General features: G+C 71.7%; 22 protein-coding genes and 2 pseudogenes. 9 read left to right on the forward strand and 15 right to left on the reverse strand.

Annotated elements, in window-relative coordinates:
- From ABT092_RS21625 to ABT092_RS21635, 3 genes are all read right to left on the reverse strand, one after another.
- A partial coding sequence (locus ABT092_RS21625) for a HelD family protein (RefSeq protein WP_351246260.1) occupies positions 1–1905 on the reverse strand: 1905 nt, incomplete at its 3' end.
- A 40-nt stretch (positions 1906–1945) separates the two neighbouring features.
- Complete coding sequence (locus tag ABT092_RS21630; protein ID WP_351246262.1) at positions 1946–2623, reverse strand: TetR/AcrR family transcriptional regulator; 678 nt, start codon at positions 2621–2623, stop codon at positions 1946–1948.
- Between the two features lie 50 nt (positions 2624–2673).
- On the reverse strand, positions 2674–3942 hold the full coding sequence (locus tag ABT092_RS21635; protein ID WP_351246264.1) for a GNAT family N-acetyltransferase: 1269 nt from the start codon (positions 3940–3942) through the stop codon (positions 2674–2676).
- Positions 3943–4105: 163 nt separating this feature from the next.
- Here ABT092_RS21635 and ABT092_RS21640 point away from each other — a divergent pair, with 163 nt between their 5' ends.
- On the forward strand, positions 4106–4504 hold the full coding sequence (locus ABT092_RS21640) for a hypothetical protein (protein WP_351246266.1): 399 nt from the start codon (positions 4106–4108) through the stop codon (positions 4502–4504).
- A 211-nt stretch (positions 4505–4715) separates the two neighbouring features.
- Here ABT092_RS21640 and pstB read toward each other — a convergent pair whose 3' ends face one another.
- The 4 genes from pstB to pstS all read right to left on the reverse strand — a co-directional run bounded on the left by pstB (position 4716) and on the right by pstS (position 8926).
- A complete protein-coding gene (gene pstB / locus ABT092_RS21645; RefSeq protein ID WP_351246268.1) occupies positions 4716–5492 on the reverse strand; it encodes a phosphate ABC transporter ATP-binding protein PstB in 777 nt (258 codons plus the stop codon).
- A 30-nt stretch (positions 5493–5522) separates the two neighbouring features.
- A complete protein-coding gene (gene pstA / locus ABT092_RS21650) occupies positions 5523–6599 on the reverse strand; it encodes a phosphate ABC transporter permease PstA (protein WP_351246269.1) in 1077 nt (358 codons plus the stop codon).
- Positions 6596–7609 carry a phosphate ABC transporter permease subunit PstC gene (pstC, locus tag ABT092_RS21655; RefSeq protein ID WP_351246271.1) on the reverse strand — a complete coding sequence of 338 codons (1014 nt, stop codon included), beginning with the start codon at positions 7607–7609 and terminating at the stop codon, positions 6596–6598. The genes pstA and pstC overlap by 4 nt, the downstream gene beginning before the upstream one ends.
- A 180-nt stretch (positions 7610–7789) precedes the next feature.
- The gene (gene pstS, locus ABT092_RS21660; protein WP_351246273.1) at positions 7790–8926 is read right to left on the reverse strand and encodes a phosphate ABC transporter substrate-binding protein PstS; all 1137 of its coding nucleotides are present in this window, start codon (positions 8924–8926) and stop codon (positions 7790–7792) included.
- Positions 8927–9729: 803 nt separating this feature from the next.
- On the opposite strand from pstS, the gene ABT092_RS21665 reads away from it, so the two are divergent.
- Positions 9730–9975, forward strand: coding sequence for a hypothetical protein (locus tag ABT092_RS21665; protein WP_351246275.1), 246 nt, complete (start codon positions 9730–9732; stop codon positions 9973–9975).
- Between the two features lie 21 nt (positions 9976–9996).
- On the opposite strand, the gene ABT092_RS21670 is transcribed toward ABT092_RS21665, so the two are convergent.
- The 5 genes from ABT092_RS21670 to ABT092_RS21690 all read right to left on the reverse strand — a co-directional run bounded on the left by ABT092_RS21670 (position 9997) and on the right by ABT092_RS21690 (position 14005).
- Complete coding sequence (locus ABT092_RS21670) at positions 9997–10839, reverse strand: hypothetical protein (RefSeq protein ID WP_502968476.1); 843 nt, start codon at positions 10837–10839, stop codon at positions 9997–9999.
- Positions 10840–10896: 57 nt separating this feature from the next.
- The gene (locus tag ABT092_RS21675; protein WP_351246279.1) at positions 10897–11748 is read right to left on the reverse strand and encodes an 8-oxoguanine DNA glycosylase OGG fold protein; all 852 of its coding nucleotides are present in this window, start codon (positions 11746–11748) and stop codon (positions 10897–10899) included.
- 11 nt (positions 11749–11759) lie between these two features.
- Positions 11760–12626, reverse strand: coding sequence for an alpha/beta fold hydrolase (locus ABT092_RS21680; protein WP_351246281.1), 867 nt, complete (start codon positions 12624–12626; stop codon positions 11760–11762).
- A 306-nt stretch (positions 12627–12932) separates the two neighbouring features.
- On the reverse strand, positions 12933–13349 hold the full coding sequence (locus ABT092_RS21685; protein ID WP_351246283.1) for an NUDIX hydrolase: 417 nt from the start codon (positions 13347–13349) through the stop codon (positions 12933–12935).
- A complete protein-coding gene (locus tag ABT092_RS21690; protein ID WP_351246285.1) occupies positions 13346–14005 on the reverse strand; it encodes an NUDIX hydrolase in 660 nt (219 codons plus the stop codon). Before ABT092_RS21690 ends, ABT092_RS21685 begins: the two co-directional genes overlap by 4 nt.
- Positions 14006–14412: 407 nt before the next feature.
- Between ABT092_RS21690 and ABT092_RS21695 the strand changes: the two genes are divergently transcribed.
- The 6 genes and pseudogenes from ABT092_RS21695 to ABT092_RS21720 all read left to right on the forward strand — a co-directional run bounded on the left by ABT092_RS21695 (position 14413) and on the right by ABT092_RS21720 (position 19020).
- Positions 14413–14922 (forward strand): nucleoside-diphosphate kinase, encoded by a 510-nt coding sequence (locus ABT092_RS21695; protein WP_351246287.1) that lies wholly within the window; start codon positions 14413–14415, stop codon positions 14920–14922.
- An 80-nt stretch (positions 14923–15002) separates the two neighbouring features.
- Positions 15003–15302, forward strand: a complete 300-nt coding sequence (locus ABT092_RS21700; protein WP_351246289.1) for a hypothetical protein — start codon at positions 15003–15005, stop codon at positions 15300–15302.
- A gap of 157 nt (positions 15303–15459) precedes the next feature.
- Positions 15460–16044, forward strand: coding sequence for a CYTH domain-containing protein (locus ABT092_RS21705; RefSeq protein WP_351246291.1), 585 nt, complete (start codon positions 15460–15462; stop codon positions 16042–16044).
- 39 nt (positions 16045–16083) lie between these two features.
- On the forward strand, positions 16084–16800 hold the full coding sequence (locus tag ABT092_RS21710; protein WP_351246293.1) for a hypothetical protein: 717 nt from the start codon (positions 16084–16086) through the stop codon (positions 16798–16800).
- A 2-nt stretch (positions 16801–16802) separates the two neighbouring features.
- The gene (locus ABT092_RS21715) at positions 16803–18197 is read left to right on the forward strand and encodes a hypothetical protein (RefSeq protein WP_351246295.1); all 1395 of its coding nucleotides are present in this window, start codon (positions 16803–16805) and stop codon (positions 18195–18197) included.
- Positions 18198–18260: 63 nt separating this feature from the next.
- Positions 18261–19020: pseudogene (locus ABT092_RS21720) on the forward strand (class I SAM-dependent methyltransferase).
- Between the two features lie 213 nt (positions 19021–19233).
- On the opposite strand, the pseudogene ABT092_RS21725 reads toward ABT092_RS21720, so the two are convergent.
- From ABT092_RS21725 to ABT092_RS21735, 3 genes and pseudogenes are all read right to left on the reverse strand, one after another.
- Positions 19234–20265: pseudogene (locus tag ABT092_RS21725) on the reverse strand (NsdA family TPR-like regulatory protein); the annotation flags it as partial.
- 19 nt (positions 20266–20284) lie between these two features.
- Complete coding sequence (locus ABT092_RS21730) at positions 20285–20761, reverse strand: hypothetical protein (RefSeq protein WP_351246299.1); 477 nt, start codon at positions 20759–20761, stop codon at positions 20285–20287.
- Positions 20762–20791: 30 nt separating this feature from the next.
- A complete protein-coding gene (locus tag ABT092_RS21735; protein WP_351246301.1) occupies positions 20792–22057 on the reverse strand; it encodes a helix-turn-helix domain-containing protein in 1266 nt (421 codons plus the stop codon).
- A gap of 320 nt (positions 22058–22377) precedes the next feature.
- Here ABT092_RS21735 and ABT092_RS21740 point away from each other — a divergent pair, with 320 nt between their 5' ends.
- Positions 22378–22527 carry a hypothetical protein gene (locus tag ABT092_RS21740; RefSeq protein ID WP_351246303.1) on the forward strand — a complete coding sequence of 50 codons (150 nt, stop codon included), beginning with the start codon at positions 22378–22380 and terminating at the stop codon, positions 22525–22527.
- The last annotated feature ends 18 nt before the right edge of the window (positions 22528–22545 follow it).

Consider the following 22545-nt stretch of genomic DNA (forward strand, 5'->3'; position numbering starts at 1 on the left):
CGCCGCCGTGCGGGACCCGGCGGGCACCGTGCTGCGGGACGCGGTCCAGGAGGGCCTGACCGCCTGGCGGCGGCGGCACGCCCGGGCCGCCCGGGCCGCCGACACCGCGGCCGCGACGGTGTCCGTCACCTGACGGATCGTCACCTCGCCGTCGTGGCGCAGCGAGCGGATCGGCGGCACCTCGACGTCCAGTCCGACCAGCAGCCGGTTCGCCAGCTCGGCCACCGGTGCCGGCAGCCGGAACCCGGCGCTCAGGGCCGCCCGGCGGGCCCCGGGCCGCCCCAGGTGGCCCAGGAGTTCGGACCAGGAGCGGGGCGCCCACGGGGTGGTGGCCTGGGCCAGGTCGCCCAGGACGGTCAGCGCGCCGTGCGGGACGCGGCGGGCGATCGCCCGGCACTCCATCGGGGAGAGGTCCTGCGCCTCGTCCACCACGATGTGCCCGTATCCGTCGGGCGGGGCGATGAGTCCGGCGAGTTCGTCCAGCAGCACCAGGTCGGCCGTCGTCCACCGGGCCGACCGGTACGTGCGCGGGGTCCGGGCCGCGTCCCAGCGCAGTGCTGCCCGTTCGGCCGGGTCGAGCAGCCCTTCGGCGGCCCGGTCCAGGGCGGCGGAATCGGCGAGCAGCCCGGCCAGCACCTCCTCGGGCACCGCCCGGGGCCACACCGCGTCCAGCAGGGCCGTGACGGGTCGGGACCGCTCGGTGCGCCGCAGCCATCCGTCGCCGCGCGGGCCCGCACGCCGTTCGGCGCCTTCCCGCAGCCGGGCGGCGACCCGGGCCGCGAGCCGGGCGCGGCCGGTGGCGTACGGGGGCCGCTCGGCGCGGACGGCGGCGACCAGGTCCCGGAGGTCGGCGGCGGGCAGTCGCCAGCGGTGGGCGCCGTCCGGGACGGTGAGACCGGCGTCCGCGACGGCCCCGGGCCGCACCCGTGCGTACAGGGCGCGGCGGAGCACCTCGGCCATCCGGGGGTCGTGCTTGACGCGGGCGGCGTCCGGGGCGTCGTGGGCGCGCACCGGTTGCCGGGCGAGGAGCTCCGCCACCGTGGACTGGCGGACGCCGTCCTCGCCGAGGGCGGGCAGCACCCGGGCGATGTACCGCAGGAAGGCGGGGCCGGGGCCGAGGACGAGCAGCCCGGAGCGGTGCAGCCGCCGGGGGTGGGTGTAGAGCAGGTACGCGGCCCGGTGCAGACCGACGGCGGTCTTGCCGGTGCCGGGGGCGCCCTGGACGCAGAGCGATTCGGTGAGCTCCGCGCGGACCAGGTCGTCCTGGTCGGGCTGGATGGTGGCGGCGATGTCGCGCATGGGGCCGGTGCGGGGGCGGCGGATCTCGGCGGCGAGCAGGCCGTCCGGTGCCGGGACGCCGGGCGCGGGCCGGGCGCCGTCCCCCCGCGCGTCGAAGGTCTCGTCCTCGTACCCGGTGAGGTCCCCGCCGGCGCCCTCGCCGCCCGGGGCCCAGCCGAACCGGCGGCGGACGGCGAGGCCGTGCGGGTCGTCCGGGGCGGCCCGGTAGAACGCCCGGGCGACCGGTGCCCGCCAGTCGACCACCAGGGGCGGGGCGGTGGGCTCCTCGGTGATCCGCATCCGGCCGATGTGGTACCGCTGTCCGGCGTGGTCGGGGTCCGGCCGGCCGGCGTCCGGGGGCCCGGCGGCGAAGTCGACGCGGCCGAAGAAGAGCGGACCCGGCGGGAGTTCGGCGAAGACGCGGGCCCGGGTGCGCAGCGCCCGGCCGAGGACCTCGGCGTCGGCGCCGGAGGCGGAGACGTCCTCCCCGGTGACGACCTGCCGTGCGGCATCGGCGGTCATGGCGTCCAGGGCGGCCCGGCAGCGGTCGTGGTGGACGCGTTCCGCCCGCAGCGCGGCGGTCGCGGACTCGACGGGACGGGGGTCCGGGGCGGGGGAGGACGGCATGGGGCGACCCTAGCCCAAAAACTTAACCGAGTTACATTTTTTACTCGGTTGCCTCCGTGCCGCCCGTGGTCGGCGCGTACCGCGGCAACCCGGCGCACAGGTCCGCGAACGCCGCGTCCGCCCGGGCGTGCGCCCCCTGCGCCACCTCCGCCGCACTCGCCCCTGCCACGATCCGGCGCCGGTTCTCCAGGGCCAACACCCGCCGCACCGCGATCACCTGCGCCGCGGCCAACCGCGCCGTCACCGGCGCCGACCGGTCCGCCGGGACGTCCGGGGCCAGCGCCCGGGCCAAGTGCTCCTCGGCCCGCTCCAGATGGCCGGACAAGCGGGCGACCAGGGCCGGCGTCCCGTACAGCAGCCCGTGGAAGGCCAGCACCGCCGGATCGTCGTTGAGCCCGGTCACCGGCTCGCGGCGGTCCAGGCCGTCCCGGACGTCCCGGTGCAGGGCCACCAGCGGGGCGAGGCCCGCGGCCCGGCCGGCGGCCACCGCCCGGGCCGCCTCGCCCTCGTGGTCGGCGAGCCGGTGCAGGACCAGGTCCTCCTTGGCCGGGAAGTACCGGAACAGCGTCGGCTTGGAGATCCCGGCCGCCGCCGCCACCTCGGCCACCGACACCTCGTCGAACCCCCGCTCCAGGAACAGCGCGATCGCCGTGTCGGACACCGTCCGGTAGGTCAGCAGCCGCTTGCGCTCCCGGAGCCCCATCTCACCCTCGCTCATGCCGACGAGCTTGCCATCCCGCGGGGGCGGCGGGCCCGGCGCCGCCCGCCTCAGAAGAGGTCCGGGCACCAGGGCCGCCGGCCGGTGCGGAACAGGACGTCGGCGCGGGCGGCGGCGCCCGGACGCTCCTCCCCCACCAGGCCCAGGTCCACCAGTCGCCGCACCGAGGCGTCGCCCAGCCACAGCCGGGCCAACGCGCCCAGCGGCAGGACCAGTTCGGCGGAGCCGGTGGTGGGCGGGCAACTGCTGCCCTGCGGGCCGGCGTCCAGCCGGAACCGGCCGCCCGAGGGACCGCCCGCGCCGAGGGGCTCGTCCACCACCGCGATCACCACCGAGCCGGCGGCCTCGTAGCTCCGGGCGGTCAACGCCCCGGGCACGTCCAGCAGCCGCACCCACAGCCAGTCCGCGGCGGTGGTGACCCGGGCCGCCCGGGCGTCCGGGAACAGGTCGGCCACCAGCGAGTCGGGGGCGCGCGGGCCGGTGCGCACGGTGGCGATCCAGTCGACGGCGCACAGGTACCGCCACAGGGCGCGTTCCGCGGCCGGGGTCGCGGCCGACAACTCCTCGACGGTGGCGGTGTTCAGGGGCCGCTTGCCCTCGCCCCACTTCTCGTCGGTGCGGTACACGAGCAGCCCGTCCACGGTGCCGTCCGCCGACCGGTGCACCACGCAGAAGGGTTCCTTCCACGGCTCGTCCTCGGTGGCGTACAGCCCGGTGGCCCGCTGCCACCAGCGCGCGTCCCGGTCCACCGCGCCCGGCTGGCCCCGGTGCACCCGCGCGTGCAGGGCGGGGCCCAGGGCACGGACCCCGTCCGGGTCCACCAGGTCGAGCCGGGCGCCCGGCTCCTCGGGGACCGGGCGGCGGGGGTCCAGCCCGGTGCGGGCCACGTCGATCTCCCACTCGGTGGCGCCGGCGGCGGGCCCGAAGCCGTAGCGGCCGTAGATGCGGTACTCGGCGGCGATCAACGTGGCGACCAGGTCACCGCGGTCCCGGGCGGCGCGCAGGTCGGCGTCGATCATCCGGGTCAGCAGTCCGCGGCGACGGTGCGTGGGGCTGACGGTGACGTTGCTGACCGCGTTCGCGGCCACGGGGGCGCCGCCGACTGCCGTCACCCGCTGGTCGAAGGAGCGGTAGGTGGCGACGCAGCGGCCCGCGTCGAAGGCCCCGTACAGCCGGCCCGGGGCCCCGGAACGGATCTCCACCTCCCTCGGGGTGGGGGTGGGCGTCCGGAGGAATCCGGTGCGCATCGCCCGGATCCAGTCCGGCAGTTCTCCGTCCCCAAGGGGACGCACATCGAGGTCAGTTCGCTGTACACCCATGCCCCCACGCTAGGGGGGCGGCGGCCCGTCTGTCGTCCGCGATTCGCGCACCGCGAGGCCCCGGCCGGCCGCGGAGTAGTCTGTCGGGCGGCGGTCGACGGCCTCCGACGGCGGTGGTCCACGCGCGGGTCATCGCACCGGGACCGGATGGGGGAGGACTGGGATGGACGAGCCGCGGATGCGCCTCGGCACCGATGACGCGTGGCTGGACCTGACGCGGACCGGTGCTGACACCTGGCGGGTGAGCGCGGACTGGTGCTCCCTGCTGACGGCCGACTTCACCGCCCACCTCAGCGACGCCGAGGTCGCGGACTTCGCGGAACGGGTGCTCTCCCGTCTGCCCGCCGCGCCGGGTCCGGGCTTCTCCGCCGCGGTGACCCCCGGGCGCAACAATCCCCTGGCGCTGAGGGCCGAGCCTGCCGGGAGGGGCTTCGCCTTCTTCGTCCGGCTGACCCCCAACGGGGACGACACCGTGTGCCGCCTCCAGTTGGAACTGGACCCGATCGCCGTGGCGGACCTGCGCGAAACGTTCGGCGCACTGCGCGCCGCACTGGTGGGCTGACGGTCCGGAGCGGTGAGCCGGTCCGGCCACCTGCCGCGCCGAACCGTGCACGGGTACGGCGCGGGCCCGCCCCCGGGGGCGGGGGCGGGCCCGGGTCCCCGCGGCGGCACCGCCATGCAGCACCGCGGGGAGGGTCCCCCGTCCACCGGAGCACCGGGTTGCGGACGGGGGGAGACGGGCGGCCGCCGCTCGGGCGGCCGGGGGCGACGGCTCAGCCGAAGCGGCCGGAGATGTAGTCCTCGGTGGCCTGCACCGCCGGGTTGGCGAAGATCCGCTCGGTGTCGTCGATCTCGATGAGCCGGCCGGGCTGGCCGACCGCGGCCAGGTTGAAGAACGCGGTCCGGTCGGAGACCCGTGCGGCCTGCTGCATGTTGTGGGTGACGATGACGATGGTGAACTGCTCCTTCAGCTCCCCGATCAGGTCCTCGATGGCGAGGGTGGAGATCGGGTCGAGCGCCGAGCACGGCTCGTCCATCAACAGCACGTCCGGTTCGACGGCGATGGCCCGGGCGATGCACAGCCGCTGCTGCTGACCGCCGGAGAGCCCCGAACCGGGCTTGTTCAGCCGGTCCTTCACCTCGTTCCAGAGGTTGGCGCCCTTCAGCGACTTCTCGACCACGTCGTTCAACTCGGACTTCTTGTACGAGCCGTTGAGCTTCAGGCCCGCCGCCACGTTGTCGAAGATCGACATGGTGGGGAAGGGGTTGGGCCGCTGGAACACCATGCCGACCGTGCGGCGCACCGCGACCGGGTCGACCCCGTTGCCGTACAGGTCCTCGCCGTCCAGGAGCACCTTGCCCTCGACCCGGCCGCCGGAGGTGACCTCGTGCATGCGGTTGAGGGTGCGCAGGAAGGTCGACTTGCCGCAGCCCGAGGGGCCGATGAAGGCCGTCACGCTCTTCGGTTCGACGGACATCGAGATGTCCTCGATCGCCTTGTGGGAACCGTAGTACGCGGTGAGGCCGCTGACGTCGATCCGCTTGGCCATGGGAATCACGCTTTCTCTCGTCGGGACGCGTCAGCGACCGGTCTTCGGGGCCTTCCAGCGGGCGATGCCGCGGGCCACCAGGTTCAGGATCATGACGAAGGCGATCAGGGTGAGCGCCGCGGCCCAGGCGCGGTCGTACGCCGCGCCCGAGCCCGCACTGTTCGCGTACTGCTGGTAGATGTACAGCGGCAGCGACGCCTGCGCCCCTTCGAAGGGGTTGTTGTTGATGAAGTTGGTGCCCCACACCAGGAGCAGCACGGGTGCCGTCTCCCCGGTGATGCGCGCGACCGCGAGCATCACTCCGGTGGTGATGCCGCCGATGGAGGTCGGCAGCACCACCTTGAGGATGGTCCGCCACTTCGGCACGCCCAGCGCGAGGGACGCCTCGCGCAGCTCGTTGGGGACGAGCTTGAGCATCTCCTCGGTGGAGCGGACCACGACCGGCATCATCAGGATGGCCAGGGCCAGCGCGCCGGCGAAGCCGGACGGGCCCAGGTCCAGGATGAGGATCCAGAAGCTGAGGACGAACAGGCCCGCGACGATCGACGGGATGCCCGTCATCACGTCGACGAAGAAGGTGACGGCCGCGGCCAGCTTGCCCCGGCCGTACTCGACCAGGTAGATCGCGGTGAGCACGCCCACCGGCACGGCGATCACGGTGGCGATGCCGACCTGTTCCAGGGTGCCGATCAGGGCGTGGTAGATACCGCCGCCGCTTTCGGTGTCGGCGACCACGCCCATGGAGTGGCTGAGGAAGTAGCCGTCGAAGACCTTCACGCCCCGCTTGACGGTCTCCCAGATGAGGGACGCCAGCGGGATCACGGCCATCAGGAACGCGACCCACACGATGCTGGTCGCGACCCGGTCGCGGGCCTGGCGCCGGCCCTCGACCCGGGCCGCCACGGCGTAGCTCAGCAGCACGAACAGCAGCGCGGCGATCAGGCCCCACTGCACCCTGCTGTGCAGGTCGAACAGGAGGCCGATGCCCACCGAGAGGGCGACGGAGGCCCCGGCGAGCGCCCACGGGGTCCACCGCGGCAGGCTCGCGCCCTGTATCCGGGAGGGGGCCGGGCGCTCGGGACGCCGGGTGGTGGTCGACTGGTTCATCCGTTGGCCCCCGAGTACTCCTTGCGGCGGGCGATGATGCCCCGGGCCGCACCGTTGACCAGCAGGGTGATGACGAACAGCACCAGGCCGGAGGCGATCAGCGCGTCCTGCCCGACGGTGTTGGCCTCGCCGAACTTGCTGGCGATGTTCTGGGCGAAGGTGCCGCCGCCCGGGTCGAGCAGGCTGGCGTTGATGTCGAAGGTCGGCGACAGGACGGTGGCGACCGCCATGGTCTCGCCGAGCGCACGGCCCAGGCCCAGCATCGACGCGGAGATCACGCCGGAGCGCCCGAACGGCAGGACCGCCATCCGGATGACCTCCCAGCGGGTGGCGCCGAGGGCGAGCGCGGCCTCTTCGTGCATCTTCGGAACCTGCTTGAACACCTCGCGCGACACGTTGGTCACGATCGGCAGGATCATGATGGCCAACAGAATGCCTACGGTCAGCATCGAGCGCGGGGCGCCGCCCTGCCACTCGAAGACGCCGGTCCAGCCGAAGTAGGTGTCCAGCCAGCCGAACAGTCCGGTCAGGTGCGGGACGAGCACCAGCGCGCCCCACAGGCCGTAGACGATCGAGGGCACCGCGGCGAGCAGGTCGATCACGTACGCGACCGGGCCGCTGAGCCGGCGCGGCGCGTAGTGGGTGATGAACAGGGCGATGCCCACGGCGATCGGCACCGCGATGACCATGGCGATCAGCGCGGAGACGACGGTGCCGAAGGCGAGCACGGCGATGCCGAACACCGGCGGGTTGACCCCGGTGTTCCACTCGAACGTGGTGAAGAAGTTGCCCTCGTTCTTGGTGAGCACCAGCGCGGCGCGGTAGGTCAGGAAGCCCGCGATGGCGGCCATGACCGCCAGCAGCAGGATGCCCGAACCGCGGGTCAGACCGAGGAAGATCCGGTCACCCGGGCGGGTGGCGCCCCGCGCGGCCCGTCCCCCGTCGACCGCGGCGGTCGACGGGGCGGGCGGGGGCGGGTTGTCTGGGTGGTCCTTCGTAGCAATGTCCATGGGAGTTCTCCGGTCTGCGGAGCCGTACGGGGAGTGCGGCTCCGGGCGGCGGTGCACCGGACGGGTGGGGGCGGGGGCCCGTGCTCCCCGCCGCCCACCCGGAAGGGGGTCGGGCCGGCGGCGGGAGCGGGGAGGCGGGGCGTCCGCCCGCACGCTTCAGGCAGGTCGGTTCGGCTCGGTTCAGCTGAGCGACGCGATGGTCTCGCGGACCTTGGTGGCGATCTCGGCGGGCAGCGGGGCGTAGCCGGCGTCGGACAGCAGGCTCTGGCCGTCCTCGCTGGCGATGTAGGTGAAGAAGGACTTGACGGCCGGCAGCGTCTCGGCGTCGTTGCCCTTCTCGCAGAGGATCTCGTACGTGACCAGGGTGATCGGGTAGGCACCCTCGGCGGTCGGCTTGTAGTCCAGCTCCAGGGCGAGGTCCTTGCCCTTGCCGACGACCTTCGCCGCAGCGATCGCCTTGGAGGCGTTCTCCGTGGTCGCCTTGACCGGCTCGGCGGCGTCCGTCTTGATGTCGACGGTCTTGATGCCGCCCTTGGCGTACGACAGCTCGAAGTAGGAGATGGCGCCCGCGGTCTCCTTGACCTGCTGGGCCACCCCGGAGGAGCCCTGCGCGGACTGGCCGCCCTTGGCCTGCCACGCCTTGCCGCCCTCGTACTTCCACTCCTCGGGGGCGGCGGCCTTCAGGTACTGGGTGAAGTTGTCGGTGGTGCCGGACTCGTCGGACCGGTGGAACGCCTGGACCTTGGTGTCCGGGAGGTCGACGCCCGGGTTCAGCTTCTTGATCGCCTCGTCGTCCCAGGTCTTGATCTGGTCGTCGAAGATCTTGGCCAGGGTGGCGGCGTCCAGGACCAGGGTGTCCACGCCGGGCACGTTGAAGCCGACCGCGATCGGCCCGCCGACCATCGGCAGGTCGATGGCCTGGCTGTCCTTGCAGACCTTCGCGGACTCGGCGATCTCCTCCGGCTTGAGCGCGGAGTCGGAGCCGGCGAAGGCGGTCTGGCCCTGGAGGAAGTTGGTGATGCCGGCGCCGGACCCCTTGGGGTTGTAGTTGATCCGGACGTCCTTGCAGGCCGCCTGGTAGTTCTTCACCCAGACGTCGATCGCGTTCTTCTGCGCGGAGGACCCCGCGGCGAGGATCTCGCCCTGGGCGTCGTCGCACGCGATCGAACCGGTGGCGGCGCTCTGCGTCCCCCCGGTCGCGCCGCTCGCACCGGCGCCCGTCTCGTCGGAGCCGCACGCCGTGAGGGCCAGGGCGCCGGAGACGGCGACCGCACCGAGGGAGAGGGCGCGCAGCCGGTTCTTGCGCTGAAGCTTCACTGTTCGGGAGTTCCTTCCAGGAGCCGCCCGGTGTGCTGTTCGGCGGCGTGCGGGTGTCGGTCGGGCCTCCCCGTGACGGCACCGTTCGGCGGTACCGGGGCGGCCCGGAGGGTGTCCGGGTCGTACACGTGCACCCGGTGCGGTTGCCGGAAGTGGCCCCGGTTTTCGCACCTGGTACGGCCGAAATTAGGCAGGGCAGGTGAAGCCACCCACGGCCACAGGTGAACGGTCGGTGAACCCGCGCGGTCGGTGCGGTGAGGTCACGGCCCGCTCACGCGGAGTGTCCGAGCCGGCCCGGCGACCGGCCGGAAGACGGTGCCGGGGCCGTGCCCGTGGCACCCCGGCGAGGCCGGCCGGGGACCGAACCGCCACGTCGCACGGTGCGCGCCCCCGCCGATGGTGCCGCCGAACGGGGTGGACGCGCGTCCGGCTCCCCCGCCGTTCGGGTGAACGGATCGATGCACGGAAGCCCGCACGGGGCGTGCACCCGGCCCGCGCGCCGATCACCCGCTGCTACGCGCGGGGGGTGTGACCCCTGTCCGGAAAGGACCGACCACATGCCGGTATCCGCCCCGGCTCCCGGTTTCCGCCACCGCGGACCGTCCGGCTCCGCCGCCCCCGGTCCGACGCCCCCGCCCACCGCCTCCGTCCGGCACGCGTGAGCAGGTGCCCGCGCGGGTACGGAAGGACTCCCGACCACCGCGAACTCACCCACCGCACCGACGACCTCACCCACCGTCACGTCCTCGGCACCGTCCGCGCTCCTCGCCGCTCCTCGCCGCTCCTCGCCCAGGGAATCCCCTATGACGACCCGCCGCACGGTCGCCGCCCGCGCCCGTCGCCACGGCCTGCACGAGGCCGCGAACGGCACCGCCCTGATCCCGCCGCCGCGCGGGGGGCTCCTCTTCGACACCGACCGCAGCCGCCCCGGCGAGTTCCTCGGCCCGGCGGACGGCCACTGGACGCTGCGCTGCCCGGACACCGGTGAGCAGTGGCGGGCGGCGCCCCAGGACCTGGTCCCGCTGGGCGCCGGGCGGCCCACCGGCTGACAGGCACGGACGCCCCCGCGGTCAGCCCCCGCCGCAGCCCCCGCATCCCCCGCAGGAACTCGCACCCGTGCCGTTCAACCAGGCGCCTCCGTCGGAGCCCGGGACGCCCTTCGTCCCCCGTCGCCCCGGGTACCGGCGGACCGCCCCGAAGTCCACCATGATCCGGACCCGTTGCGGAACGCCTGCCAGCGCGGCCTCGGCCCGCTCCCGGCAGTACCGGTCGAAGGCCGGCCACCGCGGGGCGTACTCGGCCGGCCAGACCCTGCCGCAGAGCCAGAGCGCACCCCACCCGAGCACCCCCGCACAGGCCCAGAGCAGGGCGTCGTGACCGGGCGCCGGGAAGGGCGCCTCCGTCTCCACCGCTTGGACCACGATCCCGGAAGCGACGACGACCGCGGCACCGAACGCCACCGTCCGACAGGGCTCCGCCTGCCGCCGCACCTTCGGCACCCGCTCGGCGAGGAGGCTCCGGTAGGGAGCGAAGTCCGCGTGGTCCAGCGCCTCGCCGATCCGGGCTCCCGCGGGCCCCCGCCGCCGGATGCCGTCGAGGAGGGCCCCGAGCACCGGATCCGCCGGCTCCGGTGCGCTCGGCACCGCGGTGAGCACACCCGCCTGCGAGACCGTGACCGCCCCCGTGTCCACCAGGAGGTACGCGGCCGTCTTCGCAGCGGCCGAGGGGCCGTCCCACCGGTGCGCCGCCCGCCAGGCGGCCTCCGCCGGCCCGATGCCCTCCCGCATCACGCGCCGGATGACCGCCCGGTCGGGCCGCCCCCGGATCGCCGTCCAGCACCCCAGCACGAGGTTGACCGCCGCGTAGCCCAGCAGCCACCAGATCACGAAGCGTCCCTCGCCGGTCAACCACATCCCGGTCAGCCCCCGCGCGCTCTCGACTGGCCGCTTCCTGCCCGGTGCGGCAGCACCTCAAGCACGGCGCCCAGGGCCCTCCGTCCTCAGCAGCGGATCCCAGACACCCTGGAAGAAGGCCAGCTCCACCAGGTCCACGCCGGCCGCGGGGGCGCCGACGCCCGCATCGGCGAGCTGGGCCCGGGCCGCGGACATCAACTCCAGGTAGACCGCGTACCGATGGGCGGTCCACCCCCCGTCCGACCAGGTCCACGCGGCCGTCCCCGCGGCGGAGGCCACCCCCGCCGCGGCCCCGACCCGCTGCGCCCAGGCCCGCACCACCCGGGCCACCCGCTGGTCCAGGACCAGCGCCCGCGGCCCGACCGGGGCGGGCTCCGCCAGGTCCAGGAAGTACAGGAACTTGGTGAAGAACGCCGGCCCCAGGCCCCGGACCGTTCCCCGCAGCCCGCGGTACGCCGCCACGGCACCCCGCTCCCGCAACTCCGCCACCGCCGCGCCCAGCGCCTCCTCCGCCCCCGGCTCGGCCAGGACCGCCTCCAGCCGGTGCGGCCCGTAGCCCGTCCTGCCCTGGCCCCACACGTACGAGGCCACCAGCGCCTCGGCCCAGGCCCCGCGGCCCACGGCGTCCCGCACCGCCTCGGTGACCCGCGCCCGGCTGACCCGTACGGCCCCGGTCTGCTCCCGCCCGGCGAAACCCCGGAGCCAGGGCTCCGCACCGGACCAGTGCGCCGGCACGTACGCCACCGCGTGCGCGCCCACGCCCTCGGCCGCGTAGCGGGCGCCGGGGCCGGCGAGCCACACCCCGATCGCGTCCACCGCGGCGGGCGGCAGCAGGTGCCGCCGCACCTCCTCGTCCAGGGCGTCGGCCAGCGCCTGCCGCCCGTCGCCCCTCGTGCGACCCGCGTCCACGACCGCGTCCGTCAGGCCGACGGAGCCGTGGGCACGGCGAGTTCGCCGAGCACCCGGGCCGCCGGCGCCGGGTCCACCAGCCACTTCAGGTGGCTGCCGGGGAGGGTGCGGACGTCGTACGGGTTCTCCGGGGTCAGCGCGTCGCCCTCCCGGATCAGCCGGTCCTGGGCCGCGAGCGGCAGGCTGGCGTCGTCGGCGAGCCGGACGAAGGTCTTGGGGACGCGCCCCCACGTCGCCGCCTGCGCCCGGTCGGCGGAGGTGCCGACGTCGAGGTTCTCGTCCGGCTGGAAGGTGTTGAGGAAGGTCAGGAACTCCTCGTCGGTGCCGTCGGCGAGGAAGGCCGCCTTCAGCCCGGCCAGGGCGGCCGGGTCGGCGGTACGGAAGTTGACGCGCAGCAGGCCCAGTTCGGCCGGGTCGCCCGCCATGACCGCGCCCAGCGCGGCCAGGTCGACCGAGGCCATCTCCGGCTCGGCGTAGTAGTCGTTCACGTCCAGCTCGACCGGGCACCAGGCCGCGACGTAGACGATCCGGTCGATCAGGTCGGGCCGCGCGTTGGCCGCGGCCGTGGCGGTGACCCCGCCCCGGCTGTGCGAGACCAGGATCACCGGGCCGTTCTCCTTGGCCCGTTCCAACACCCCGATCAGATGGGCGGCGTTGTCGGCGAGGGTCACGCCCTTGATCGCCCCGGGCGCGGTAGCGAGCCCGGCAAGGTCCTGCGGTGCCTGGTAGGCCCGGGTGTAGGTCGCCCCGAAGCCGTGCCCGGGCAGGTCCACGGCGACGGACCGGTGCCCGAGCAGGCCGAGTTCGGCTTGCAGCGGCGCGAAGGCGAAGGAGTTCCCGAACGCTCCGTGCACCAGGACGAACGTGGGTTGCTGCATGTGCTCACTCAACTCTCTGGCTCCGCGGTCCGGCGGGGCACGCCGTGCGGACGGCGGTGGGGCAACTGTCCCGGCCCGCCCCGCGTCCTGTGCCGGCCGCCGCGACGGTCTCCCCGGTCAGGGGCGCCGTCCGTCCGCACGCGGAGTTCCGATCGGGGGCAACACGAACGGCTGCCCGATTCCCCGGGACAGTACGCAGCCGAAGATCACCGGTGCAACCGACAAAGCTCCGGGGGGCTCAGCCCCGGTGGCTCGTGTCGACGCGGCTGGGTGCCAGGGTGGCACGGGCCCTGACCCTGTGGGTATCTACGCGCGGAAGAGAGCTGTGTCCAGGTAGTCCTGCACTGGTTCGAAGAGCCCATAGGGCACGTACTTCGGGATCTCGCCGTGGGCGACCCAGGCCAGTTCGGCCAGTTCCTCGGTGTCCGCGACGTGGGCCGTACCGTCCAGCACCTCGCAGGCGGTGTACGACATCAGCCGGCCCGTCTTCGGGTGGACGCGTTCGCCGAGCGGCTTCACAGCCGCTACGGTCAGCCCGGTCTCCTCCTGGGTCTCCCGCACAGCCGCGTCCTCGCGGGCCTCGCCGGGCTCGACCTCGCCGGCTGGGAACTGCCAGGAAAGCTGTCCCTCGCTGACCCGGCGGCGCACCATCAGCACGCGTCCCCCGTTCACGACGATGGCGGCGGCGATGCCCGGACGCTCGTCCGTGTTCTGGTTCGTCACGTCTGTTCCTCCAGGACAGCCAGGATGGGCGGAAAGATCGTATCGACGGGGATGAAGCGGGGCACGGAGTTTCCGGGGACCCACATGACGTCGATGTTCTCGGCCGCGTCGCTGTTCGTGGCCTCGCCGGCCAGGTACTCGCAGAGGAAGTACTCGCACAGCACGCCAGTCACGGGGTGTAGGCGGCTCCCGAGGTGCTGCCGGACCGCGCAGTGGACGCCCGTCTCGTCCAAGGTCTCCCGCACGGTGGTGGTCTCCGCCTTGCCTCCCGGCTTGATGACGCCGGCCGGGAACTGCCACGTGATTCCAGCGGCGTCGTCGTCCCGCCGGCACACCAGGAGGACATTGCTGTCGCGGACGACCACCGCGACGGCCACCCGCAGCGCCTGCGCGCCTGGCGGTGTCGAGTCCGCGGGGGCCTGTTCCTTCGCCAGCAGGAGCGCGAACCGCTGTCGGGCAGCCGGAGGAGCCTGCTCGTGGGCCGTGTCGAGGAGTTGCTGCATCTCCCTGCGAGGCACGACGGACGGGTCGGCGTGCCAGGCGGCCACCGTCCTCACGGCGATGCCGAGGTGAGCGGCGAACTGTTCGTTCCCGAGCCGTAGGGCGGACTGCAGCAGGCAGGCGTACCGGCCGCTCCAGCGCTCGATCACGTCCACAAGACTGCCCCCTCGTCGCCGCCCCGGTGCAGGAATCCGCGCGCCGAAAGTGCACTCCCACTGCACTGGCACTTCATGGTCACACGGGCAGAGCCCCGGAAGAATCGGAGTCGCCAGGGGCCAAGGAATCAGCCGCCGAAGGCTCAGTCCCTGGGAGGCGTATGAGAGGCGTGAGAGCGCCAGACGACCACAGGGAGATTCTAGGTGCCTACCCCCAGCGGATGGCGGAGACAGAGAGGTTGACCGAATCGGGACTCTCGTTGGGCTGATCGGTCGTACCTCGGCCGACGTTCGCCCGTCCGGGGCACTGCCCGCACGCCCGAACCTCCCTGCCAGCGCCGGTAACCTCAGCGGATGACGGCTGATCGTCCGTCATGTTCGGTTGCTGGCAAGGCGAAAGGGAGTCAATGGCCGAGGTTCAGGCACACACTGTCGAGCGCACGCTCGTCCTGCTCAAGCCCGATGCGCTGGCGCGTGGCCTGGCAGGAAGGGTCATCACACGATTCGAGGATGCCGCGCTGAAGATCGTCGGCACCAAGATGAAGTGGATGGACGAGGAGTTCACCCGCAAGCACTACTTCGACCTGGAAGAGCGGCTGGGGTCGGAGGTCTACAACCTCACGGCGACGTTCATGCAGCAGGGGCCGGTCATCGCCCTGGTGCTGGAGGGCTTCGACGCCATCGCCACCGTCCGCAAGATCGTCGGCAGCACGTACCCGAACCAGGCTCCGGCCGGCACGGTGCGGGGCGACTTCTCGCACTACAGCGCGGCGGCCAGCATCGCCTCGGGCAAGGCGGTCGCGAACCTCGTGCATGCCTCCGGCAACGCGGAGGAGGCCAAGCAGGAGGTGGAGCTGTGGTTCGACAAGGACGAGCTGCAGGAGTACAAGACGCTGGCCGAGATCTACACGTACTAGCAGCGGGTCACTGCGTCACCGCGGGGACGCCGGGGCGTTGATCACCACTGGGGCGCGACCGTTTGAACCGAGAGGGCACCATGACCAACCAGACCCGCCTGGCCTCCACCGACGAGCTGGAGTCGATCTTCCAGCGTGAGCTGGCGGCCGACCGGTGGGCCGCCACCGAGACCGCGTACGCCCTGGCCGTGCGCCACCGCGACCTGGGCGACTGGCCCGCGTCGCAGGAATGGGCCCAGCAGTGCCTGCGCCTGCTGGAGGACTTCCCCAACGAGACGGAGGAGCAGGTCGCCACCGGCCGTACGTCGGTGGGAGGCGTTCAGCTGCCGACCTACCTGCACTCGGGAGTCGTCGAGGAGCGCTTCGGCACCCTCGGGTGACACCGACCGATCCACCGGGGTGATGTGGCCGGCACCCGCATCGACCGCATCACCCCGCGCTCGACCACCAACCCCATGGCGATCGCCCGACCGGACAGCCCCGCACGGCAGGGTCCGGCTGGCTTCGCCCTGCCTGAAACGAGGAGGCAGCAGCCCCGTGGCCGTCGAGATCGAAATGCGCGCCCGCTTCACCAAGGAGGTCCACGACCAGCTCGTCATCCGCCTGAAGGCGGATGGGGAGGACCTGGGCCCCGACGACAAGCACATCTACTTCTACGTGCTGCCCGACCAGCTCCTGAAGGTCACCGACAACACGGCTGCCGGCACCGCCAAGATCACCCTCAAGGGGAGCAAGATCGGGCAGGGTGCGGCCTTTGCGGAGACCGAGTTCGCCATCGCCCCGGCCGACGTTCCCGCCGCGGTGAAGGTGTTCAACGCCCTCGGGTTCGAAGCGGCCATGCACGAGGCGTTCAACTTCCGTCACAACTTCCGCTTCGACGACGTCGAGATCGCGGTCAAGTGGAGCGAGGCGTGGGGCTACCACGCCGAGTTCGAGATCCTCCTGGAGGACGGTGCCTCGGACGCCGCCCGCGCCGAGGCCGAAGCCAAGATCACGGACGTCGCCACGGCGCTCGGCGTGACCCTGATGACGGAGCAGGAGCTGGCCGACTTCACCGCAGCCTTCGAGGCGGCCGAGAAGGAACGCAAGGAGCACGAGCAGCAGGCCGCGCGGATCCGGTAGGGAACATCACCGCGGAGACCACCAAGGGGGTGGGCACGAGTGAGCACGACCCCGTTGACCGCAAGTCTGATCTACCTGGCTGCCCGAGGGCAGCTCCCGCTCCACCAGCACATGGACCACGCCACCGTCGCGTGGATCAGCGACCACAGGCCCGACCTCCCGCCGACACCGCAGCCGGCCTTGCGCCCGCAGTCGAAGGAGCTGCTCGCGCACGGCGGACTGCCCGCCCGGTGGTGGGCCGACCCCCACCTGTACACCTCGCTCCACGGCGTCCGGCACGCCATGAGGACGGCGGCGCTCGCCGCCGTCCTCGCCGCGGCCGTACACGACTGCCAGCGGCGCCACGACCAGGACGATCGCGGACATGGCGCCCGCGCGGCCACCTGGCTCACCGTGAACGCCGACACCGTCTGGGGCCACTTCGGCCTCGCCGCCGCGCCACGGCGGATCGTGCAGGCGGCCACCGCCGTCCGACTGCACGACGTTCCGTACGAGGCGTTCACCGCGGACGACAAGTCCGACCACGCCCGGGCTGAGCACATCACCGACGTGGTCAAGGCTGCCGATGCCCTGGACCGCTACCGCCTGCCGAAACTGAAGTGGTGGCCGGACTCCCGGTACGTCCGCGAGCCCGGCTTCGACCAGCTGCGCAACCTCGCCTTCGACCTGGCCCTGGTCTCGGAGCGTGCCTACCTCGCCGGGGCCAGCGGCACCGCGGCCGTCCGTTACGCGCTCGCCGAGAAGGGCCTGGTCTGACCATGGACTTCCTCGACGCCTACCATCTGTGGGCCGACGCCCACGCCTTCTACGACTCCACCCTCATCCCCAGCCCCGCCGACCACACCGACCCGCTCGCCACCCAGGCCGCAGGCTGGGACCGACGTCTCGCCGAGGACACCCGGAACGGCCATCTGCTGCGGCAGAACGCCCTCTTCGAGGCCCTGAGCGGGAGCGGCAAGCTGCACCTGCTGCACGTCACCCACGCCCTGGAGGAGATCAGTCGGCAGGGAGTGCTCTACCCGTCGGGCGGCTGCCTCGTCGGAAGCATCTACTGCGCGCCGCTCACCGCGACCGACCATGGCTTCCGCATGCACAACCTCGGTGCCTACGTCCTGACCAAGGAAGCGCCGACCTTCCTGGCCAAGCTCGGCGTCACCGATCGCGTCCCCACCCCGCTGATCTTCGAGATCGCCACCCCGCCGCAGGCGTACCGCGGTCTCGCCGGCGTGGACTACCTGCGGCTGGGCCTCATCCACCTGCGGATCTACAGCCACCTCGAATACCTGCTGAGCAAGAACGAACGGCACCAGCTGCGCGAGACCGTCGTCAGCCGGGTCAAGAACTCGGCCGCGTTCCTCGCCACCGCTGCCGCCGTCGCCTACCAGGGCACCCGGGTCGACTCCGAGCCGTTCCTCAAGCTGCTCGACGAGACGATCCCTCGGCTGCCGATCCTCGGCTACCTGTACTTCGAAGCGGTCGCCGAGTACCTGATGCTCCACTCGGCCTCCCGCCACACCCGGCGCCTGGCCGAGCTCGGCGAGCTGAACAACTGGCTCTACAAGGAGATGCTGTTCGCCTCCTTCCCCGCGATGGCCGGCAAGTTCGACCTCGCGAGGTTCCGTCCCCGCCCGAAGCAGCTGGCCGCACTCATCCACCGAGTCGACCCGACCATCGACACCAGTCACGCGAGCGCCTACCTGGTCGAGCGGATCAGCTACCTCGTCGCCGCCCGCCTCTTCGCACCTGGCGACGCCCCGGAAGCCCGGCACCACACGCGCTGGGAGTTCGACTCCCTGGCCACTCAGCTCGGACCCCTCCTCGGCCACCTCATCCACCGGGAACTGCGCACCTTCGGCCGCTACCCCGACTTCTACTTCTACTTCGACCAGCACAAGGCTCTGCAAGCCTGGAACTACTGGAACCACATGGACATCGTCGCCCCGTTCAACGGCACGATGCCCAAGGGTGAGATCGGCATCAACCCGGCCTACCCCAACCTCGACTACCGCGTCTGGCGCGCCGAGCAGGACGACACCGGCCACCTCCACCCGGCCGAGGAGCTCGCGCTGACCATCGCCCCGCGGCTGGTGGACATCAAGTACACCCTCATGCGCAACAACCAGTGGACCGCCCCCTCGCCCAGCGGCGCCTGATCACCGCCGCCGCCATCCGCGGCCCACCCCACCCCGCGCAACCTCACACCCAGGAGATCCCTGATGAGTCCCTCCGGCCTACCCTCCGTCGACCTCCTCGGCGAACAGATCGCCTCGGTCCTCGCCGACCCCGCCACGACCCATGGCCTCGCCCGCACCCTCCGGGCCGCCGCCAAGGAGATCGAACTCCACGGCTACCACAACGCCAGCCGGCGCGCCTGGCCCAATGGCCGGATCGACGACAAGCCCGCCAAGGTCCAGATCGGCGGCGGGGCCCACCGCATCGACGGCTTCTTCAACATCGACCTCGTCCCGCCGGCCGACCTCCTCTGGGACATCCGCGAGGGCATCCCCCTCCAGGGACGACAGCACTGACGAGATCTTCTCCGAGCACTTCCTGGAGCACATCGACTACCCGCGCTCGGCCAAGCACTACGTCCGCGAGGCCCACCGCGTCCTCGTGCCGGGCGGCAGGATCATCACCGGCGTTCCCGACGCCGCGTTCGCTCTGAGCCAGTACCCCGGGCCCCTGAACAGCACCGACGAGACCATCGAGCGCTGGTACGCCAAGCGCAACTGCCTCGGCGACATCAACACGCGGCTTGATCTCGTCAACCTCGTCCTCCGCGACCAGGACGACGACCCCACCTACACCCCGCACCTGTGGGCCTACGACCACGAGAAACTCGTCCAGCTCTTCGAGGAAGCCGGCTTCATCACCGTCGGCCCTTGGACGTTCCACCCCACGGTGGCCAACCCCAAGCGCCGCCGGGGCAGCGTCTACGTCATCGCCACCAAGTGCCGTGCACCGTCAGGAACTTAGACACTCCGGCCACCCGCCAGGTCGGCCTCAGGCATCAAGGACCTCCATGTACTCAGCGAAGGGCCGGAGTTCTCCAGGGCGATGCGCCTCCACTCCTGGTGGGGGCGAAGTCCCCCTCGTACTCCTCGCGATTGATCCGGGTACCGTCCGGCCGGAAGTTCAGGTGGGCGATGCGGACCTCGTCGATCATCCACCAGTCACGGCCGGCCCCGCTCACGCATGCAGGGCCGCCGGCGTCTCGGTACGGGCCCGATCGTAGAGCGCCCGGGCGTACCGGTTGCCGAGATGCGGCTTGATCATTCCGAACATGCGGGTGACCCTGCGGTCCACCCGACCGCTCTGCACCAGGGGCAACTCGTCCAGCACCTTGTTCCAGGTGACGCAGGCGGCTTCCAGGTGGCCGTGCTGCATCTGGAACTCGGCGAGAGTGGCTCGCTTCTTCGCGTGAGAACGTCGGTAGACCGCGTACATGAGACGGTCGGACTCCTCCATGGCGCTGATGGCTCCCGGCAGGTCGCCCAGCTCATGACGGACGTGGCTGATGTGGTAGTACAGCGCCGCCGGATCGTAGGAGCCGAACGCCTTCTCACGGGACTCGGCCTTGTCCATGGCACGCTCGGCTTCGCGAAGGTGCGTCATCGCCCTGCTGACGTCACCGGACTGGGCGGCGGCATGGGCCTGTTGTCCCGCGAGGAAGGCCCGCATCCGGGGTCCGGCCTGGGGGGACGCGGAGGCGGCTGCGTCGGCGAGACGCATGGACGTGGCGCTGTGCCCCAGTTCCACGGCCTGCACGCTCATCCCGCGCAGTGTGGTGCAGTACGTCAGGTGGTCCTCCGAGGCCCCGGCCAGTTCCAGGGCCTTCAGGTAGTACCGCTGGCCGAGCCCCTCCAGGCCCTCGTCCACGGCCATGTACCCGGTGAGGTAGCAGAGGTCCGAGGCGGCGGACATCATCGCCTTCCGGACCGCGTCGGGTGCCTGGGCCCGTAGGTAGGGGACGACCGTGTTGACGAGGAACGCCGCCGCCATCGGGCGGGCGTGACGTCCGCCGAACCTGTCGTCCAGCTCGGACAGTTGTTCCGTCATGGCGATCACCATGTCGACGTCCGGCATCCCGATCCGGGGCGCCGTCTCCTGACGCACCCGCTCCATCCGGCCCACCACGTCCGGCCAACCGGGAATCGTGAGCGCGACGCTGAACAGGCTCGCGTTGACGACTCCCCTGCGGGTGGGGACCATGTCGCTCTTCTCCCTCCTTCTGAACTCGTCAGTCCCGCACGGCCCCTTCAGGCCAGAGCACCCTCACCGGCACCCCGTTGCGCTCGGCATGGGCCACCACATCCGCGGTCCCGCCGAGGCCGCGTGCCGGCTGACCGTCCCAGACAGCGATCAGCACCTCGACCGAGTCGGCCAGCAGCTCGCCACCGGCCATGTGCGCGTGCGCGCCGGATGCGACGAGCCCGGTGCGGTGCACGGCGGCAGCCCTCCTCAGGAGCTCGTCATACGTGCTGTGGTGCCACTCGGGCAGATCGGCCCTGTAATCCTGTGCAGGCAGCACCACTTCGAGCCCGCCACCGCGTTCGAGCACTGCCAGCGCGAACCAGGTGTCAGGACCATCCGCGATGCAGCTCACAGCAACGAGTTCACCAGGCTCGTACAACGCGACGGCCTCGGCCAGAAGGGCTCGCGTCTGTACCTCGACCGCACTCGACAGTCCGCGGTGTCCAGTGATACCCACTCGCATGTGATTTTCCTTCCGATGGCAATCAGAGGGCTACAGGTACACGTCATGCAATTGCGCATCGAATTCACGCACCACTGACGGGGGCGATGTGGACGCGTAGGCACGGCGAAACGCTCTGGCGCGCTCAACGATACGACCGGAGCGAAGCCTGACACCGACGTCAAGAGAACGGAGGGCGAGCGCGAACGCGCTGTCAAGCTGCCCCGAACTCAGATAGCCGCTCGCCACGTCCAAACCCAGCAATGCACGTTGCTTCTGATGACCAACGGTCAGCGCGGACCGCGCATCGTCCAAGGATTCCTCGACCCATCGAGCACGTGCCAACCGAGCACCACAGGTTACCCTTGCGGCAGCGACCTTACGTTGATCGAAAGTGAAGATCCAGGGCCAAGGCGGCATCTCGTCCCGAGAGACTTCCCTTGTCCGGATCTCGCTGTCCAGGAGAGCACGGTCCGCCTCACGCGAGTTCCCTGCCGTGGCATGGGCCACGGCTTCCAAGGACGAGAGCCAGGCGGCCGAAATCGCCGGGTAGTCGTCGCTGAGTTGTTCACGGGCCGCCCTGATGAGTTGGAGCCCTTGGGCCACGTTTCCCAACTCCACCTCGAATTGAGCAAGGCTCCCTTGCTGGTATGCGGTCAAGAGCGGACGATGGGAGCGCTTCGCGGCCTTGATCGCAGCTCCGTACCAACTCCGAGCAGACCCTTGGTCCGACATGTCCCAGCAGAGCCACCCAGCAAAGCTGGCCACTTCGCTACCCACCGCTGCCATCCGAGCTCGACCTTCACGGTCGGTTTCCTGTGCTGTAACAGCACGCACCAATCGCATGTGCCCTTGAACCGCGTCCAGCAGCTGGGGCGCCGCCACGGTGGCCTCCACCTTCCGAAAGGAATGGGTTGCGATACTCAGCACATGGGCTTGGTCAGCCCCAGCGCCGGAGATCCGGGGAAGCGAACCATGCAGTTCTGAAACCGTCGCATCTTCATGCACAGCAGCCAGACGCGATCGAGAACCCAACGACTCGCGGTCCTCCGTCGGCGGCGAAGGCCGAGATCCAGTTTCCGCCAGACCAACCAGTGAAGGCGGAATGGACAGATACTCGGCGACCCTGGCAAGGGTCTTCATGTCGTACGCGCCCGATCCTCTCTGCTCAATGCGCGAGACTGCCGACTGCGACAGTCCGCAGAAGTCTCCCAGTTGTCTCTGCGATACCCGGGCATCCCTCCGCACCAGCTGAATCACGCGCCCGTAGTCACCACGACGCGCTGCCTCCCGGACCGCCCGGCCTGACCAGTTCACGTCTACCTACTTCCTCACTGCACCCGTCGCGCAACCCCGACATGCGCCCTCCGCATGCGTGCATGCACATCACGCATCGGAACTCGCCCGCAATCTCAGGCCGAGCCCGCCCGTGTCGTCACCGTCGCGGAACCGGTGACCCGAGCCCACCGCTTCCGGTTCGGCGACCGGACCTCCACTCGCCCGCCCCCGGACCACGCCTCCTCCCCTGGTCGTCCCCGGAGGGCAAACCCTGTTACCTCGCCCCCGACACCGAACACGAGGACGGAGGCGGCTACCTCACCCGACTCGCCGACGGCGTCGAAGCCACCCAACTCACCATGGCCGAGGACCTCCTCGCCCACACCCACGCCCTGCTCGACGAACCCCGACTCACCCACCCCGAACTCCGCTTCCTCCTCGCCCGCCACGCCGAAGCCCTCCACGACACCCTCCGCATCGCCCACAGCCGCGGGAGCCGCACGGCATGAAGCCCCCGGTGGACGGAA

The sequence above is a fragment of the Streptomyces sp. NPDC002490 genome (genome assembly GCF_040296045.1).
In the GTDB taxonomy this organism is placed as follows: Bacteria; Actinomycetota; Actinomycetes; order Streptomycetales; family Streptomycetaceae; genus Streptomyces.